19 protein-coding genes and 1 pseudogene are annotated in these 17,493 nt (G+C 55.6%); 14 read left to right on the forward strand and 6 right to left on the reverse strand.

Annotated elements, in window-relative coordinates:
* Positions 1-18: 18 nt before the first annotated feature.
* From ispD to rpoS, 7 genes are all read left to right on the forward strand, one after another.
* Positions 19-729 carry a 2-C-methyl-D-erythritol 4-phosphate cytidylyltransferase gene (gene ispD / locus APU11_RS05905; protein WP_058650452.1) on the forward strand — a complete coding sequence of 237 codons (711 nt, stop codon included), beginning with the start codon at positions 19-21 and terminating at the stop codon, positions 727-729.
* Positions 729-1,208, forward strand: coding sequence for a 2-C-methyl-D-erythritol 2,4-cyclodiphosphate synthase (ispF, locus tag APU11_RS05910; protein WP_013098499.1), 480 nt, complete (start codon positions 729-731; stop codon positions 1,206-1,208). The genes ispD and ispF overlap by 1 nt, the downstream gene beginning before the upstream one ends.
* Positions 1,205-2,254, forward strand: a complete 1,050-nt coding sequence (gene truD / locus APU11_RS05915; protein WP_058650453.1) for a tRNA pseudouridine(13) synthase TruD — start codon at positions 1,205-1,207, stop codon at positions 2,252-2,254. The genes ispF and truD overlap by 4 nt, the downstream gene beginning before the upstream one ends.
* Complete coding sequence (gene surE, locus APU11_RS05920; protein ID WP_029883175.1) at positions 2,235-2,996, forward strand: 5'/3'-nucleotidase SurE; 762 nt, start codon at positions 2,235-2,237, stop codon at positions 2,994-2,996. Before truD ends, surE begins: the two co-directional genes overlap by 20 nt.
* The gene (locus APU11_RS05925; protein ID WP_013098496.1) at positions 2,990-3,616 is read left to right on the forward strand and encodes a protein-L-isoaspartate(D-aspartate) O-methyltransferase; all 627 of its coding nucleotides are present in this window, start codon (positions 2,990-2,992) and stop codon (positions 3,614-3,616) included. The genes surE and APU11_RS05925 overlap by 7 nt, the downstream gene beginning before the upstream one ends.
* Positions 3,617-3,732: 116 nt before the next feature.
* Positions 3,733-4,857: a murein hydrolase activator NlpD gene (gene nlpD, locus APU11_RS05930; RefSeq protein ID WP_029883176.1), complete on the forward strand. Its 1,125-nt coding sequence runs from the start codon at positions 3,733-3,735 to the stop codon at positions 4,855-4,857.
* Between the two features lie 59 nt (positions 4,858-4,916).
* Positions 4,917-5,909, forward strand: a complete 993-nt coding sequence (gene rpoS, locus APU11_RS05935; RefSeq protein WP_013098493.1) for an RNA polymerase sigma factor RpoS — start codon at positions 4,917-4,919, stop codon at positions 5,907-5,909.
* A 51-nt stretch (positions 5,910-5,960) separates the two neighbouring features.
* Here the strand turns inward: rpoS and APU11_RS05940 are convergent, their stop codons facing one another.
* Positions 5,961-6,338, reverse strand: a complete 378-nt coding sequence (locus tag APU11_RS05940; protein ID WP_058650454.1) for a DUF4440 domain-containing protein — start codon at positions 6,336-6,338, stop codon at positions 5,961-5,963.
* Positions 6,335-7,543 (reverse strand): MFS transporter, encoded by a 1,209-nt coding sequence (locus APU11_RS05945; RefSeq protein WP_048971758.1) that lies wholly within the window; start codon positions 7,541-7,543, stop codon positions 6,335-6,337. Before APU11_RS05945 ends, APU11_RS05940 begins: the two co-directional genes overlap by 4 nt.
* A gap of 109 nt (positions 7,544-7,652) precedes the next feature.
* Here APU11_RS05945 and APU11_RS05950 point away from each other — a divergent pair, with 109 nt between their 5' ends.
* On the forward strand, positions 7,653-8,540 hold the full coding sequence (locus APU11_RS05950; RefSeq protein WP_040023581.1) for a LysR family transcriptional regulator: 888 nt from the start codon (positions 7,653-7,655) through the stop codon (positions 8,538-8,540).
* Here APU11_RS05950 and APU11_RS05955 read toward each other — a convergent pair.
* On the reverse strand, positions 8,537-8,944 hold the full coding sequence (locus tag APU11_RS05955) for a MarR family transcriptional regulator (RefSeq protein WP_020689291.1): 408 nt from the start codon (positions 8,942-8,944) through the stop codon (positions 8,537-8,539). The two genes, APU11_RS05950 and APU11_RS05955, sit on opposite strands and share 4 nt — an antisense overlap.
* Before the next feature lie 172 nt (positions 8,945-9,116).
* On the opposite strand from APU11_RS05955, the gene APU11_RS05960 reads away from it, so the two are divergent.
* The 3 genes from APU11_RS05960 to APU11_RS05970 are packed head-to-tail and all read left to right on the forward strand — an operon-like array spanning position 9,117 to position 11,368.
* The gene (locus APU11_RS05960; RefSeq protein ID WP_013098488.1) at positions 9,117-9,719 is read left to right on the forward strand and encodes a non-oxidative hydroxyarylic acid decarboxylases subunit B; all 603 of its coding nucleotides are present in this window, start codon (positions 9,117-9,119) and stop codon (positions 9,717-9,719) included.
* Positions 9,709-11,136 carry a non-oxidative hydroxyarylic acid decarboxylases subunit C gene (locus APU11_RS05965; RefSeq protein WP_013098487.1) on the forward strand — a complete coding sequence of 476 codons (1,428 nt, stop codon included), beginning with the start codon at positions 9,709-9,711 and terminating at the stop codon, positions 11,134-11,136. The genes APU11_RS05960 and APU11_RS05965 overlap by 11 nt, the downstream gene beginning before the upstream one ends.
* A gap of 10 nt (positions 11,137-11,146) precedes the next feature.
* Positions 11,147-11,368: a non-oxidative hydroxyarylic acid decarboxylases subunit D gene (locus APU11_RS05970; RefSeq protein WP_013098486.1), complete on the forward strand. Its 222-nt coding sequence runs from the start codon at positions 11,147-11,149 to the stop codon at positions 11,366-11,368.
* A 140-nt stretch (positions 11,369-11,508) separates the two neighbouring features.
* Here the strand turns inward: APU11_RS05970 and mutS are convergent, their stop codons facing one another.
* On the reverse strand, positions 11,509-14,070 hold the full coding sequence (gene mutS, locus APU11_RS05975; RefSeq protein ID WP_058650455.1) for a DNA mismatch repair protein MutS: 2,562 nt from the start codon (positions 14,068-14,070) through the stop codon (positions 11,509-11,511).
* A 523-nt stretch (positions 14,071-14,593) separates the two neighbouring features.
* Between mutS and APU11_RS05980 the strand changes: the two genes are divergently transcribed.
* Both APU11_RS05980 and APU11_RS05985 read left to right on the forward strand, forming a co-directional pair.
* Positions 14,594-15,409: a transcriptional regulator gene (locus tag APU11_RS05980; protein WP_029883184.1), complete on the forward strand. Its 816-nt coding sequence runs from the start codon at positions 14,594-14,596 to the stop codon at positions 15,407-15,409.
* The gene (locus tag APU11_RS05985) at positions 15,406-15,885 is read left to right on the forward strand and encodes a membrane protein (RefSeq protein WP_023621089.1); all 480 of its coding nucleotides are present in this window, start codon (positions 15,406-15,408) and stop codon (positions 15,883-15,885) included. Before APU11_RS05980 ends, APU11_RS05985 begins: the two co-directional genes overlap by 4 nt.
* Here APU11_RS05985 and APU11_RS05990 read toward each other — a convergent pair.
* Positions 15,863-16,108: a SymE family type I addiction module toxin gene (locus APU11_RS05990; protein WP_013098482.1), complete on the reverse strand. Its 246-nt coding sequence runs from the start codon at positions 16,106-16,108 to the stop codon at positions 15,863-15,865. The two genes, APU11_RS05985 and APU11_RS05990, sit on opposite strands and share 23 nt — an antisense overlap.
* A gap of 174 nt (positions 16,109-16,282) precedes the next feature.
* Between APU11_RS05990 and APU11_RS05995 the strand changes: the two genes are divergently transcribed.
* Positions 16,283-16,627, forward strand: a complete 345-nt coding sequence (locus APU11_RS05995) for a nitrous oxide-stimulated promoter family protein (RefSeq protein ID WP_028028023.1) — start codon at positions 16,283-16,285, stop codon at positions 16,625-16,627.
* 5 nt (positions 16,628-16,632) lie between these two features.
* On the opposite strand, the pseudogene APU11_RS06000 reads toward APU11_RS05995, so the two are convergent.
* A pseudogene (locus tag APU11_RS06000) lies at positions 16,633-17,286 on the reverse strand (MFS transporter); the annotation flags it as partial.
* Between the last annotated feature and the right edge of the window lie 207 nt (positions 17,287-17,493).

The raw sequence follows: 17,493 nt of genomic DNA on the forward strand, positions 1-17,493 counted from the left end.
CAGGCCCAGGATTACGACATGGCAGTGACTTTTTCGGACGTATGCGCCGTGGTGCCGGCCGCGGGTTTTGGCCGGCGCATGCAGACAGAATGTCCCAAGCAATACCTCTCTATTGGCGATAAAACGATCCTCGAACATGCCGTGGCGGCGCTGCTGGCGCACCCCCGAGTGACGCGTGTCATCATCGCCATCAGTCCGGGCGATGCCCGGTTCGCACAGTTACCGCTGGCCGCTCATCCGCAGATCACCGTCGTTGATGGCGGTGCCGAGCGCGCCGATTCCGTGCTGGCGGGCATCCAGGCCGCTGGCGATGCCCAGTGGGTACTGGTCCACGACGCTGCGCGCCCGTGCCTGCATCAGGACGATCTTGCGCGCCTGCTGGCGCTAAGTGAAACCAGTAACGTCGGTGGCATTCTGGCCGCGCCGGTACGCGACACCATGAAGCGTGCCGAGCCTGACAAACAGGCTATCGCGCATACCGTTGAGCGCGTCGATCTCTGGCACGCGCTGACGCCACAATTTTTCCCCCGCGAATTACTCCACGACTGCTTAACGCGCGCGCTTAAAGAAGGTGCGACCATCACCGACGAAGCCTCTGCGCTGGAGTATTGCGGTTTCCACCCAACGCTTGTTGAAGGGCGCGCTGATAATATAAAAGTGACGCGCCCGGAAGATTTACAGCTCGCGGAATTTTATCTTACCCGTTCGACCCATCAGGAGAAGGCATAATGCGAATTGGACACGGTTTTGATGTACACGCCTTTGGAGGCGTTGGCCCAATTATCATTGGCGGCGTGCGCATTCCTTATGAAAAAGGGCTGCTGGCGCATTCTGATGGCGACGTGGCACTACACGCCTTAACCGACGCCTTGCTGGGCGCGGCGGCGCTGGGCGATATCGGCAAGCTGTTCCCGGACACCGATCCGGCGTTTAAAGGCGCAGACAGTCGTGCGCTGTTGCGTGAAGCCTGGCGCCGTATTCAGGCGAAGGGCTACACCCTGGGTAACGTCGATGTGACGATCATCGCTCAGGCCCCTAAAATGCTGCCGCATATTCCTCAGATGCGCGTATTTATCGCTGAAGATCTGGGCTGCCATATGGATGACGTTAACGTCAAAGCGACCACCACGGAGAAACTAGGCTTTACCGGTCGCGGCGAAGGCATCGCCTGCGAAGCCGTGGCGCTGCTGGTGAAGGCGAGCAAATGACCGATTTTGACAACCTGACCTACCTGCACGGTAAACCGCTGGGGAGTGGTTTGCTGAAAGCCAGCCCCGAAGATTTCGTGGTCGTGGAAGATTTGGGCTTTGAGCCGGACGGCGAAGGCGAGCATATCCTGGTGCGCATCCTCAAAAATGGCTGCAATACCCGCTTTGTGGCCGATGCGCTGGCTAAATTTCTGAAAATCCATGCCCGCGAAGTGAGCTTCGCCGGGCAGAAAGACAAACACGCGGTCACCGAACAGTGGCTTTGCGCGCGCGTTCCCGGCAATGCGATGCCTGATTTAAGCAAATTTGAGCTTGAGGGCTGTAAGGTGCTGGAGTACGCCCGTCACAAGCGCAAACTGCGTCTGGGGGCGTTGAAAGGTAACCACTTTACCCTCGTACTGCGTGAAGTGACCGACCGTGACGACGTGGAAAAGCGCTTGCAGGCCATCAATGAACGCGGTGTGCCTAACTATTTTGGCGCACAGCGTTTTGGCATCGGCGGCAGTAACCTGCAGGGCGCACTGCGCTGGGCGCAGAGCGATGCGCCGGTGCGTGACAGGAATAAACGCAGTTTTTGGTTGTCGGCGGCCCGCAGTGCGTTGTTTAATCAGATCGTAAGCGAACGGCTGAAAAAACCGGACGCGAATCAAGTTGTTGTCGGCGATGCGCTACAATTAGCGGGACGCGGTAGCTGGTTTGTGGCAACGGCTGAAGAAATGGCCGATGTACAGTCGCGCGTGGACGCTAAAACGCTGATGATCACCGCAGCCTTGCCCGGCACGGGCGACTGGGGAACGCAGGATGACGCGCTGGCCGCGGAGCAGGCAGCCGTGGCCGAAGCGCAAGAATTACAATCATTGCTGGTGCGGGAAAAAGTCGAAGCAGCACGCCGGGCGATGTTGCTCTACCCGCAGCAGTTAAGCTGGAACTGGTGGGATGACGTAACCGTTGAGTTACGCTTCTGGCTGCCGGCAGGTAGCTTTGCCACCAGTGTTGTCAGGGAACTTATCAACACGTCGGGTGATTATGCGAATATTGCTGAGTAACGATGACGGGATCCATGCGCCAGGCATTCAGACGCTGGCGAAACACCTTCGCGAATTTGCGGATGTGCAGGTCGTGGCTCCCGATCGTAACCGCAGTGGAGCGTCTAACTCATTGACGCTGGAGTCGTCGCTTCGCACCTTTGCTTTTGAAAATGGCGATATTGCTGTGCAGATGGGCACGCCAACGGACTGCGTTTTTCTGGGGGTTAATGCCCTGATGCGCCCGCGCCCGGATATCGTCGTTTCCGGGATTAACGCCGGGCCGAATCTGGGTGATGACGTTATCTACTCTGGTACCGTGGCGGCCGCAATGGAAGGCCGTCATCTTGGCTTTCCGGCGCTGGCGGTATCGTTAAATGGTCACACTCATTACGACACGGCGGCAGCGGTAACCTGTTCTATCCTGCGGGCACTTAGCCGTGAACCGCTGCGTACCGGACGCATCCTCAACATCAACGTGCCGGATCTCCCGCTGAATGAAATCAAGGGCATTCGCGTCACGCGTTGCGGGAGCCGTCATCCGGCCGATCAGGTCATCCCGCAGCAGGATCCGCGCGGCAACACGCTCTACTGGATTGGTCCTCCCGGCGATAAGTGCGATGCGGGGCCGGATACCGACTTTGCCGCTGTGGATGAAGGCTATGTCTCGGTAACACCGCTGCACGTAGATTTAACCGCGTATAGCGCGCATGATGTGGTGTCGGGCTGGCTTGATCGCGCAGGAGTGAACGCGCAATGGTAAGCAAACGTGTACAAACTCTTCTGGAACAACTTCGCGCACAGGGGATCCGCGACGAGCATGTGCTTGACGCGCTCGCCCAGGTTCCGCGTGAGAAATTTGTAGATGAGGCGTTTGAACACAAAGCGTGGGAAAACGTGGCGTTGCCCATCGGGCAGGGCCAGACGATTTCGCAGCCCTACATGGTTGCGCGCATGACGGAGCTGCTGGAGCTCACCCCCGACTCCCGCGTGCTGGAGATTGGCACCGGGTCCGGGTATCAAACTGCGATTCTGGCGCATCTGGTGCATCATGTGTGCTCGGTTGAGCGGATCAAAGGTTTACAGTGGCAGGCGCGTCGTCGCCTGAAACAACTTGATTTACACAATGTTTCGACACGACACGGTGATGGATGGCAGGGTTGGCAGGCTCGCGCCCCGTTTGACGCAATCATCGTGACGGCGGCTCCACCGGAGATCCCTGCGGCCCTGTTGTCGCAGCTGGATGAGGGGGGCATTCTTGTATTGCCTGTTGGCGATGAGCAGCAGCTGTTAAAGCGCGTTCGTCGACGTGGCGACGAGTTTATTATCGATACCGTAGAAGCCGTGCGCTTTGTGCCTCTGGTAAAGGGGGAACTGGCCTAAGACTCGGAATTTTCCAGGGTTATTAAGGCAAATTCAGCGTATGGTGTGGCGCGAAAGAGTCGTGCCATCACGGTTAATTTTAAGTCACTGGTAGTTAACACATTCCTGGGGGATAAATGAGCGCGGGAAGCCCTAAATTCACCATCAGCCGTGTTGCGGCATTATCACTGGTTTCGCTCTGGCTGGCAGGCTGTTCGAGTTCTAACAATGCACCTGCGCCTGTCAGTTCTGTTGGCGGAAACAGCGGCTCCGGTAACACGTCCAGCGGAATGTTGATCACGCCGCCACCTAAAATGGGAACTGCTGCGCCGCAGCAAACACCACAAATTCAGCCTGTGCAACATCCTGTTACACAGCCAACACAGATTCAGCCAGTCGAACAACCTGTTCAGACCCAAAATGGCCGCATAGTGTATAACCGTCAGTATGGGAACATTCCGAAAGGCAGCTATACCGGCGGCAGCACCTATACCGTGAAACGTGGCGATACGCTGTTCTATATCGCGTGGATCACCGGGAACGATTTCCGTGACCTCGCGCAGCGCAACAACGTCCAGGCACCGTATGCGCTGGAAGTCGGGCAGACGCTCCAGGTGGGCAACGCGACGGGTACGCCGCTTACGCCTGGCAATACCGTTTCTGCAGCCGACGTGACTGCGCAAAATAACAGCGTTAAGCCTGCACAAAAATCCACCACGGTGGTTGCTTCACAACCTGTAATTACGTATTCTGAAGATTCAGGTGATCAGACTGCTAACAAAATGTTGCCGAATAATAAAGGGACTGCGACTGCTGTCACAGCACCGGCTACGGCACCTGTGGTTAGCTCTACTGAACCGACTGCCAGCAGTATGAGTTCCAGTTCGCCAATCTCAACCTGGCGCTGGCCAACTGACGGTAAGGTTATCGAGAACTTCTCTTCCTCCGAAGGAGGGAACAAGGGGATCGATATCGCAGGAAGTAAGGGACAGGCTATCATCGCGACCGCAGACGGACGCGTTGTGTATGCCGGTAACGCTCTGCGCGGTTACGGTAATCTTATTATCATCAAACACAACGATGATTACCTGAGTGCCTACGCCCATAACGACACAATGCTGGTCCGGGAACAACAAGAAGTTAAGGCGGGGCAAAAAATCGCTACCATGGGTAGCACCGGAACCAGTTCTACACGCTTGCATTTTGAAATTCGTTACAAGGGGAAATCCGTAAACCCGCTGCAGTACTTGCCGCAGCGATAAATTGACGGGGCATGCCAGCCAGGGTGTCTCGTTCAGGGATCACGGGTAGGAGCCACCTTATGAGTCAGAATACGCTGAAAGTTCATGATTTAAATGAAGATGCGGAATTTGATGAGAACGGAGCAGAGGCTTTTGACGAAAAAGCCTTAGTAGAAGAGGAACCCAGTGATAACGATTTGGCTGAAGAAGAGCTGTTATCGCAGGGTGCCACACAGCGTGTACTGGACGCGACTCAGCTTTACCTTGGGGAGATTGGTTACTCCCCACTGTTAACGGCCGAAGAAGAAGTCTATTTCGCACGTCGTGCTTTGCGTGGTGATGTTGCCTCGCGCCGTCGCATGATTGAAAGTAACTTGCGTCTGGTCGTGAAAATTGCCCGTCGTTACGGCAATCGTGGTCTGGCTCTGCTGGATCTGATTGAAGAGGGCAACTTAGGTCTCATCCGCGCAGTAGAGAAGTTTGACCCAGAACGTGGGTTCCGCTTCTCCACCTACGCGACCTGGTGGATTCGTCAGACCATCGAACGGGCCATTATGAACCAAACCCGTACGATTCGCCTGCCGATTCACATCGTCAAAGAGTTGAACGTCTATCTGCGTACCGCGCGCGAGTTGTCCCATAAACTGGACCACGAGCCAAGCGCAGAAGAGATTGCTGAGCAACTCGACAAACCGGTTGATGACGTAAGCCGCATGCTGCGTCTCAACGAGCGCATTACCTCGGTTGACACCCCGCTGGGTGGCGACTCCGAAAAAGCGCTGCTGGATATCCTGGCCGATGAAAAAGACAACGGCCCGGAAGACACCACGCAGGACGATGACATGAAACAGAGCATCGTCAAATGGCTGTTCGAACTGAACGCCAAACAGCGTGAAGTGCTGGCACGTCGTTTCGGTTTGCTGGGGTATGAAGCTGCGACACTGGAAGACGTCGGCCGTGAAATTGGCCTGACCCGTGAACGTGTTCGTCAGATTCAGGTTGAAGGTCTGCGCCGCCTGCGTGAAATTCTGCAGGGGCAAGGTCTGAATATCGAAGCGCTGTTCCGCGAATAAGCAACCTTTCGTCAAAAAAAGGCCCGTCGTGAGACGGGCCTTTTTTATCTCTTACGGCTGGGCCGTTTCGTGCAGCAGACGCCAGCTGATTTTCTCGCCATCCCGATTGAGCACCGCGGTTGACCAGCGTACGTTGACGGGCTGGTCCGGGCGGGTCTGCGTCTCCCGGTAATGAAGCACCGCACCGTTATCCCATGACTGAATCGTGGCTAGCTCATCAATGAGGATTTTAAGGCCGGGTCGGCTTCCACGCTGGGCGTGCAGAAAACGGACAAGGGCGTCATGGTTTAAAGGCGCCCCACTCGGGGGAACCATCAGAAAGTTTGGCTGGAAACGGGCGAGCAGGGCATCAATATGACCTTCACCGGCACCCAGCCACTTTTCCAGTGCGATATGAATATCAATGATGTCGTGTTCGAAAGGCGTCATGGTTTCTCCTGTTGCAGTTGTGCAAGCACCTGCGGGTTGTTAAGACGAAATACAGAGATGACGGGCACCAGGGTGATGGCCGAAGCAACCAGAAACATCCCGTGCCACGCGGCGACGGGGGGCAAATACCTCTGGGCCAGATCCAGCACCTGTGCCAGCAGAAAGGCACCCGCAAAAAAACTCAGCTGACGATTAAGATTCCACAGCGCGCTGGCATCAGCCATCTCTTCCCGACGCGTTGTCAGAAATGCGCTGCTCTGCGCCGTACTGCTGCAAAGACTGCCTCCTGCGCCCATTAATGCAAACGCAACGATCGCTGGCAGCGTGCCCGTGGTCGCACTGACGCTGAGCAAAAGCAGAATACCTGACGCCTGAAGCAGGCAACCCGCGATCAACAGAGGTCGGGGGCCGACACGGTTAAAGTAACGGCCCGTTGCGGTGATGGCCATAAACGATGCCAGAGACCACGGCAGCATCAGCATGCCCGTCGCGGCTGGCGTCATGTTGGCCACGCTCTGCAGATAAAACATGCCGGTGACGTTTATTCCGATAAACATGCCGGGGACACATACATAAACCATCATGGAAACGCGCAGAAGCGGATCGGCGATCAAACTCAGGTTCAGCAGTCGGTTTGCTTTCATCGCGGGCATTTCATGCTTAAGCCACAGACAGGCCAACGCAAAGGTCAGGAGAGCAACCGGGAGGGTAGCAAAAAATACCCACCGCCAGCTTAACGCCTGAACCAGTACGCCCCCTAACGCAGGTGAGCATGCGGGGGCAAGCAGTGCAACCAGCATGACGGCGGAAGAGAGCCTGGCGCGTTCATGCGCTTTAAACTGTTGCCAGGTCAGCGCCTGCCCTACGGGGATCAATAAGCCACCGCCCACGCCCTGCAGCACCCGCCAGGCAATCAGACTTTCAAGTGTGGCAGACAAGCCTGCCGCGGTGGAGGCTACGCTAAAGAGAACCAGCGAGAGAAGGATGACGTGCTTTGCCCCGATGCGGCGCGTCAGGGCACTGCTGAACGGGATCACCAGCGTCAGGCCGGCAATATATCCGTTACTGACCCAGGCGAGTGCAGAGGGCGTGGCGTGATAGGTCTGCGCCATTGCCGGAAAGGCGACGCTGGCAATAAACATGTTGATCAAATCAAGAAAAAAGCCCAGCAGATAGACTACGGCGACTTTGCTGCGATACGTCATGGTGGATCCTCCGGTGAGGGGGCGTATCGTATCGGCTTGTCCGGTGCCGATAAACGCAACAATTCGCGATATACTGTCAAAACTATTTTGACAATTTTGAAGGTTAACGATGCTGAATCTCCAGCGAACGGCGATGTTTGTGGCGGTAGCGGATGCGGGCAGTTTTACTGCCGCCGCAGAGTCGATGGGGCTGACAAAGGCCGTGGTCAGCTTCAATATTCGCCAGCTGGAAGATGAGCTGGGAGTCACGCTACTGTTGCGATCCACCCGTCGCCTGACGTTAACCGAGGCGGGCGTGCTTTTTCATCAGCGAAGCGTCAGGCTTTTACAGGAGGCTGAACGCCTGCAGGACGACGTTCGCGCTAACCATGCCGGCCTGACCGGCGAATTGCGGATCACCACCACGCCCGAGTACGGTTCGCAGGTGGTTGTGCCTTTGCTGGCCGAATTTAGCCATCAGCATCCGGAGCTTCGCGTTCGTCATGTTTCGTCGTCTCAGCATGCCGATCTCATCTCGGAGCGCTTTGATGTCGCCATCCGGCTGGGAACACTCGCTGATTCGCGCTACCACGCCGCCTTGATTTCAAACTTTACTATCCTGCCGGTTGCCGCCCCCGGGTGGCTGGCTAACCATCCCGTTGGATCTCTCGAACACCTGGCGCAGGCCGAGTGGATCGTTCACGAGCGTTTACCTTCGCCGCTGCACTGGCAGGTGAAAGATGCAGATGGCAATCTGGTTGCCTTTGAGATTAAAAAAGCCCCGCGCCTGTACGCAGATAGCGCCCAGGCGGTGATGGCTTTCGCGCATGCGGGATGTGGTGTGGCGCTGCTGCCGGAGTGGCTGGTGCGAAACGCACTGAATTCGGGGGGGCTGGTATCGCTTTTACCGGGATACACGTTTGCTCAGCAGGGCATCTATGCCGTTTATCCAGATGCCCAGCATGTGCCCGCTAAGGTTCGGACATTTATTGATTTTATGCGTGCCCGGGTGAACTAGTCATGCATCATCTTTTTGATCAGTGCCGTAAATTGTTCCCGCTCGTCCTGGCTGAGACGCCCTAAAAACGCCTCATCCACCTCATTGCCGACCGGTTTACAGCTTGCAAGCAGGGCTTCTCCTTCAGGCGTGAGGAAGACAAACCGGCGGCGCTTATCCGCAGGATCGTGTTCGCGCTTCACCAGCCCACGCGATTCCATGCGGCTCAGCATTTCGGCCAGCGTCGCTTTTGTGCTCACGGCGACTTCCGTCAGGGCGACCTGCTCGATCCCCGGATTTTCAGAAACAGATCGCATCACCGCATATTGCGGCTTGGTCAGCGCCGGTAAAGCATGTTGCCAGTGGGCAGTATGCTGTTGAAAAAGCTGCCGTAGCAGGTGGAACGCTTCTTGTCTCAGTTCCATGAACACTCCGACGAAAAAAATCTCCCCCTATGATAGCCGCTATTGCCTGCGATTTTAACGCAGCAGTTTTTAGCATTACGTGTGATCGTGTACGAACAATATTGTCAGCTCAGCTCACCGGGAGTAACGTAGTTATTATGTTCGTATGCGAACAAATTAATTGAGGTGCTGAATGAGATTGATCGTGGGAATGACGGGAGCAACAGGTGCTCCGCTGGGTGTGGCTTTACTGCAGGCGTTACGGGACATGCCAGAGGTTGAAACCCATCTGGTGATGTCGAAATGGGCGAAAACCACCATTGAGCTGGAAACGCCTTATACCGCGCAGGATGTCGCCGCCCTGGCAGATGTCGTTCACAGTCCTGCCGATCAGGCTGCCACCATCTCCTCCGGCTCGTTTCGTACCGACGGCATGATCGTCATTCCCTGCAGCATGAAAACGCTGGCGGGTATCCGCGCGGGCTATGCCGAAGGGCTGGTGGGCCGTGCGGCAGACGTGGTGCTGAAAGAGGGGCGCAAGCTGGTGCTGGTCCCGCGTGAAACGCCGCTCAGCACCATTCATCTGGAGAACATGCTCGCGCTTTCCCGCATGGGGGTGGCGATGGTGCCGCCCATGCCTGCGTATTACAACCACCCGCAAACCGCCGATGATATCACCCAGCATATCGTGACCCGCGTACTCGACCAGTTTGGTCTGGAGCACAAAAAGGCGCGTCGCTGGAACGGCCTGCAGGCGGCGAAACATTTTTCACAGGAGAATAACGATGGCATTTGATGATTTGAGAAGCTTCCTGCAGGCGCTCGATGAGCAAGGGCAACTGCTGAAAATTGAAGAAGAGGTCAATGCGGAGCCGGATCTGGCGGCGGCCGCTAACGCGACGGGACGTATCGGTGACGGTGCGCCTGCGCTGTGGTTCGATAACATTCGCGGGTTTACCGATGCCAGGGTGGTGATGAACACCATCGGCTCCTGGCAGAACCACGCCATTTCGATGGGGCTGCCAGCGAATACCCCGGTCAAAAAGCAAATCGATGAGTTTATTCGCCGCTGGGATAAATTCCCGGTCGCACCGGAGCGCCGGGCCAACCCCGCATGGGCGCAGAATACGGTGGACGGTGAGGAGATTAACCTGTTCGACATCCTGCCGCTGTTTCGCCTGAACGACGGGGACGGCGGTTTTTATCTCGACAAAGCGTGCGTTGTCTCGCGCGATCCGCTCGACCCGGACCATTTCGGCAAGCAGAACGTCGGTATTTACCGCATGGAAGTGAAGGGCAAACGTAAGCTCGGCCTGCAGCCGGTGCCGATGCATGATATCGCCCTGCATCTGCATAAAGCCGAAGAGCGTGGTGAAGACCTGCCGATTGCGATTACGTTGGGCAACGATCCGATCATCACCCTGATGGGCGCAACGCCGCTGAAATACGATCAGTCCGAGTATGAAATGGCCGGGGCGCTGCGTGAAAGCCCGTACCCGATTGCGACCGCGCCGTTGACCGGCTTCGATGTGCCGTGGGGGTCTGAAGTGATCCTGGAAGGGGTGATTGAAGGCCGTAAACGTGAAATTGAAGGGCCGTTCGGTGAGTTTACCGGGCACTATTCGGGCGGACGCAATATGACGGTGGTCCGTATTGATAAAGTCTCGTACCGCACCAAACCGATTTTCGAATCCCTCTATCTCGGGATGCCCTGGACCGAGATCGACTACCTGATGGGGCCAGCCACCTGTGTGCCGCTTTACCAGCAACTGAAAGCGGAGTTCCCTGAAGTGCAGGCGGTGAACGCGATGTACACCCACGGTCTGCTGGCGATCATCTCCACCAAAAAACGCTACGGTGGTTTTGCCCGCGCGGTCGGTTTACGCGCCATGACCACCCCACATGGCCTGGGCTATGTGAAGATGGTGATTATGGTGGATGAAGATGTCGATCCGTTCAACCTGCCGCAGGTGATGTGGGCGCTGTCATCGAAAGTGAACCCGGCAGGGGATCTGGTGCAGCTGCCGAACATGTCGGTTCTTGAGCTTGATCCTGGGTCCAGCCCGGCAGGCATCACCGACAAGCTGATTATTGATGCCACCACGCCTGTTGCGCCGGATAACCGCGGTCACTACAGCCAGCCGGTGCAGGATTTACCTGAAACCAAAGCCTGGGCTGAAAAGCTGACTGCGATGCTGGCAGCACGCCAATAAGGAGGAAAAGATGATTTGTCCACGTTGTGCCGATGAGCAAATTGAGGTGATGGCCACATCACCGGTGAAAGGGATCTGGACGGTTTATCAGTGCCAGCATTGCCTGTATACCTGGCGCGATACCGAGCCGCTGCGTCGTACCAGCCGCGAACATTACCCTGAAGCGTTCCGCATGACGCAGAAGGATATTGATGAGGCGCCGCAGGTGCCGACCATTCCGCCATTGCTGTAAAAAAAAGCCCGGTGGCGCTGCGCTTACCGGGCGGTAACATCGTGCGGTCCTTTGCCCGGTGGCGCTACGCTTACCGGGCCTACGGGTTTTGTAGGTCGGGTAAGGCGAAGCCGCCACCCGACAAAACAGACCGCAGAAAACTAAACCAGACTTTTCAGCCGAAAAATCCACTCCAGCGCCTGACGTGGCGTCAGTGAATCCGGGTCGAGATTCTCCAGCGCTTCAACGGCGGGTGACGTCTCTTCCGCAGGTGCCAGCAGCGACATCTGTGTACCGTCAATCTGGGTGGCCGCCGCATTCGGTGACAGGCTTTCCAGCTCGCGCAGTTTCTGACGCGCGCGTTTAATTACCTCTTTAGGCACACCCGCCAGTGCCGCGACGGCCAGGCCATAGCTCTTGCTCGCGGCCCCCTCCTGCACCGTGTGCATAAAGGCGATGGTATCGCCATGCTCAAGCGCATCCAGGTGGACGTTTGCCACGCCCTCCATTTTCTCCGGCAACTGCGTCAGTTCAAAGTAGTGCGTCGCGAACAGCGTCATGGCCTTGATTTTATTCGCCAGGTTTTCCGCACACGCCCATGCCAGCGACAGACCGTCGTAGGTTGAGGTGCCGCGTCCGACTTCGTCCATCAGCACCAGGCTGTGTTCTGTGGCGTTGTGCAGGATATTGGCGGTTTCCGTCATTTCGACCATAAAGGTGGAACGGCCGCTGGCCAGATCGTCCGCCGCACCCACGCGGGTGAAGATACGATCGATGGGGCCAATCTCCACTTTCTGCGCCGGAACGTAGCTGCCGATGTAGGCGAGCAGGGCGATAAGCGCCGTCTGGCGCATATAGGTACTTTTACCGCCCATGTTCGGACCGGTAATGATCAGCATTCTTCGCTGCGGCGACAGGCTCAGCGGGTTAGCGATGAACGGCTCGTTCAGTACCTGCTCCACCACCGGGTGGCGGCCTTCGGTAATGCGAATGCCGGGCTTGTCGGTAAAGGTCGGGCAGGTATAGTTCAGCGTTTCAGCACGCTCAGCCAGATTTACCAGCACATCCAGCTCCGCCAGCGCGCCAGCGCTTAACTGCAGGTCCGCGAGGTGTGGCATCAGCATGTCGAACAGCTCGTCGTAAAGCTGCTTTTCCAGGGCCAGCGCTTTGCCTTTCGAGGTGAGAACTTTATCCTCATACTCTTTCAGCTCAGGAATGATATAGCGCTCAGCGTTTTTCAACGTCTGGCGACGCACATAGTGAATCGGCGCCAGATGGCTCTGCCCGCGGCTGATCTGAATATAGTAACCGTGGACTGCGTTATAGCCGACTTTCAGGGTATCGAGCCCGAGACGTTCGCGCTCGCGGATCTCCAGCTTGTCGAGGTAATCCGTTGCGCCGTCAGCCAGCGCGCGCCATTCATCCAGCTCTTCGTTGTAGCCAGGGGCAATTACGCCACCGTCGCGCACCAGAACCGGCGGCGCATCTATGATAGCGCGCTCCAGCAGATCGCGGAGTTCAGCAAACTCGCCCATGGTTTCGCGCAGTTTCTGAACCGGTGCGCTGTCAACGTCGCTCAGTTGAGCACGCAGTTCCGGCAACTGCTGGAAGGCATGACGCATTCGTGCAAGGTCGCGAGGCCGCGCCGTGCGCAGTGCCAGGCGAGCCAGAATACGCTCCAGATCGCCCACCTGACGCAGCACAGGCTGCAGTTCGGTGTAGCGATCCTGCAGCGCGGCAATGGTCTGCTGACGACAAACGAGCGTATCCGTATCGCGGACGGGCATATGCAGCCAGCGCTTCAGCATGCGGCTGCCCATCGGCGTCACGGTGTTATCGAGGACGGATGCCAGCGTGTTCTCAACGCCACCCGCCAGGTTCTGGGTGATCTCCAGATTCCGACGCGTGGCCGCATCCATAATGATGCTGTCCTGCTGGCGCTCCATGGTGATAGAGCGGATATGCGGCAGGGCGGTGCGCTGGGTATCTTTCACATACTGCAAAAGGCAGCCCGCGGCGCACAATCCGCGCGGGGCGTTTTCCACCCCAAAGCCAATCAGATCGCGGGTGCCAAACTGCAGGTTGAGCTGCTGGCGAGCGGTATCAATTTCAAATTCCCACAGCGGACGGCGGCGCAGGCCGCGACGACCTTCGATCAACGCCATTTCGGCAAAATCTTCGGCATACAGCAGTTCCGCCGGGTTGGTGCGCTGCAGCTCGGCTGCCATGGTTTCCCGGTCAGCCGGCTCGCTCAGACGAAAACGCCCGGAGCTGATATCCAGCGTGGCGTAACCAAACCCTTTGCCGTCCTGCCACAGGGCCGCCAGCAGGTTATCCTGACGCTCCTGGAGCAGGGCTTCGTCGCTAATGGTGCCTGGCGTGACGATACGCACGACCTTGCGTTCAACCGGGCCTTTTGAGGTGGCCGGATCGCCGATCTGCTCACAGATGGCAACCGACTCGCCCTGATTCACCAGCTTGGCCAGGTAGTTTTCTACCGCATGATGCGGAATGCCTGCCATCGGGATGGGTTCACCTGCCGATGCGCCACGTTTGGTCAGAGAGATGTCGAGCAGCTGCGATGCCCGTTTAGCATCGTCATAAAACAGCTCGTAAAAATCGCCCATGCGGTAAAACAGCAGAATTTCCGGATGCTGCGCTTTCAGCTTCAGGTACTGCTGCATCATTGGGGTATGGGCGTCAAAATTTTCAAGTGTACTCATTAGGTTACCGTGTCCATTTTTTTTCAATTTCAATGAGTTGTCTTTTTTATTGTCAGGTTTCTTACTCTCTCATTGGAACGCATGACAGCCTGCGTTTCTTATCATGAATCGTTCACGGACCATGATAACGGACTCTGCTGGACAGGAAAACAGACGTGCAGGCTCTTTCGACTAAAATGCGTACCTGATTCCAGCGATACTGAAGACGTGGGCCTGTCTTGCCGCAATTGCGACAGGCACGCTGGTCCGGTAACGCTAAAGGAACACCGCGCGATATTCCTTGCGTATTAAACGTAAACGGGAATAAAGGCGTCAGAATATAACGTCATCCTTTTTTTCTGTTTCAGAAACGTATTTGTCTTCGATGTGGGGATAATATTCTATTATGCTCACATTATTTTATTTCGGTGTTACTGCTGAACAAACACCATAACTTACTGCTTTGACAAGGAATATTCGCAGAGTATACTTGCTAACTCTGGCAACAGTTTTCTGATTCTGTTTATTGCATAGTGAGTCTCATATGTTCTGGATAATTAACGATAATATTAAATTTTGTCCAGAGAAAAACTTACTTGTCTCTATGACCCGACCGGAGTTGAGCGTCATTCTGACCACGCCAGCCAGTCGTTGTCTGGTTCTTCTGCTTGAGTCCGCCCCGGAAGTGGTTAATCAAAGGGATTTCTTTACTAAAGTTTGGGGTGAAGACGGAATGTTAGTTCCGGCCAATACCCTTTATCAGAATATCTCCATTATCCGGCGTGGGTTGCGCACGACGGGAGAGACTGACGACACGCTGGTTGCCACGGTACCCAGAAAAGGGTTCCAGATTAAAAAAGAAGTAAAGGTCAGCCGAATTGAAAACGACGTAACAGAATCAGAAAGCGCGATAGCAGAAGCCCAGCCTGTCACCGGCTCGAAAGAGGTGATTGCGGAAACTGCTGCCGTTCAGGTGAAAGATAAGACCCCGCGTCATTACTATCGTCGCTATCTTCCACTGCTTTTTATGGCCCTCTCTTTTGGGCTGGGCTATTTTATTCTTCATCTGGCGGTCCATGACTATTCCAGAAAAGACTTTTTTAAAGACTACACCATAAGCAGTACGGAAAATGGCTGCCATTTTTTCTCACGAAACGATGATATTAAAAGCAGGGGTAACTTCACGCGTTATAAGCAAATTATCATGCGAACAGGGCTCGATTGTAAAAAATACCCCTGGGCCTACTTCTCTTCATCCAGCACGGCTCCGGCACTTTCTGTACTCATTTGCAGAAAACCGTATGAGCAAGAAGAAGATGCAGGATGCGTTACGCTTTATTTTAGGGGGTACAATCAGTGACTAAAAAGTCTACTGCCATCCTGTGTCTCGTCCTGTTTGCCGTTGGGGCGCTGACGTCCTGGCTTTATCATTATCACTTAGAAAAAAAACAAAATACGGAAGCCTGTTCAGTTTCTGTTGTTGTTTACCATGAAGATGCCCGCGCAAACCTGACGCTGGATTTTATGTACACCATGCAAAAGCAGACCGGGGTCATCGCGCTAAGCGGGACATATTTTAAAAATGAGAAGGCGATAGCCTCTATCCGCCGGGATGTGTCTTATATCTGGACCGAAAACAAAGACTCTTTCCAGTTTACCTCCGTGAAGATCCATGAGGTTAATGAAGACTCCCTGCCGGATAATGTACTCGGCGACGTGTTGCCTGATTTCTTTATTTATCCGAACCATAAATTGAACTATACCATTCTGAAACAAGGGCCCAGAGGGTTTCTATTTACCGTCGGTAAGCGTCCTATTTTCTTCTGCTCTCGCTGAGATCTTCTTTCAGTAGTTCGATGACAATTTTCCCCTGTTCAACCCCCACCCTGACCTGAGAGTGGGTAGTAAACCCTGCCTGCTCCAGCCAGTCGCCTTTTAAGCTCAACGCCGCATGTACGCTGTAACGTCGCGGGATTTTGGTCTTCCGGTCTTCGTGACGCTTTCTGAAATAACCGACTTTTAAGTGGCGATAGTGTTTGGTCGTGGCGATCTCTTGCATATAGCCTCCGTAACGATGAGCGACGCGTGTTGTTAATGCCTGTATAAAATACCAGTAAAAAAGGGTGGGGGTGGGCTTAATAGTGGAAGGCGGCTTCAGAAAACGAAATGCAACGACTGAAAAGTGGCAGATAAAGGAGTATTATTAATGCATGTTTTTAGTCGGTGAGCCGCTATGTCTGGTAAACGTATTTCACGGGAAAAAAAGACGATCGCCAGAATGATCGCTCTGTATGAAAAACAGTGCCCGGAGGCTTCTCAGGAAGAGGGACATTATCAGGCGCTGAATGCCTATGCGGATAAGCGTCTGGATAAGTGCGTCTTTGGTGAGGAAAAACCGGCCTGTAAACAGTGTCCGGTACACTGCTACCAGCCCGCCAGGCGTGAAGAGATGAAGCAGATTATGCGCTGGGCGGGGCCCCGCATGCTGTGGCGTCACCCCATCCTGACGGTACGCCATCTGCTTGACGATCGTCGCCCGGTACCGGAATTACCGGAAAAGTATCGCCCGAAAAAGTAACCGTCTCAGCGTGTGAAAGGGCGACAAATGATCTTCATGGCGATCGCGCTGCATAGCGGGAACAGGGCCAGCAGCAGCCAGGGGGACATCGCCTGCGGCGAAGGGACAAGCGCACGATCCAGCAGACTGCCAAACAGCAAATTCCCCAGCAGCACCGCAACACCGCCTGCGGTGGCGAGTGCGCCGTAGTGCGCGCCAAGCGTCGATTCCTCCGCAAAGCGTGGAACCAGATCTTTCGCCGAGGGCACCAGCAGCATTTGCCCAAGCGTTAATAGCGCCACAAAACATACCGACGGCAGCAAGCGGAGCCAGCCTTCCGGCGGCACCGTCGGGGCGAACACCGCCACGCTCGCAAAAGATGCCGAGAGCAGTACAAAGCCCACCGGCAAAATTCTCACCGCGCCCACGCGTCGTGCAAAGCGGGCCAGCGGAAGCTGCAAGGTGATGATCAGCACAGAGGCCAGCATAAACAGGGGGCCGAGATCTTTCTCGTTACCACCGGCACGCTGGATCTCTACGGGCAGCGCCAGATAGAGCTGGTTGTAGCTCAACAGCCACGAGCTGTAGGCGATGATAAAGGCGACAAAGCGCGGCTGACGGAAGGTTGTCCACCAGGGAACAATATTGAGTGCCTGCTTGCTGTGTTGCGCAGCCGGACGGCCTGTCTCTTCTACAAACCTGACGCTGCCGACGAATAGAAAGGTGTAGCTACACGGGTCCGCCGTACCATGAAATAAAACCGTGTATACAAGCTGACCTTGCGCTCATTACGTCCTATCGCTAAAGCATAGATCACTCACTCAGCCACCCCCCCCCCCGATGCCACCCTCACACACATCGCGTACACACTAGCTCAGATGTACCAC

The sequence above is a fragment of the Enterobacter sp. 50793107 genome (assembly GCF_001463365.1).
GTDB classification, from domain to species: Bacteria; Pseudomonadota; Gammaproteobacteria; order Enterobacterales; family Enterobacteriaceae; genus Enterobacter; species Enterobacter cloacae.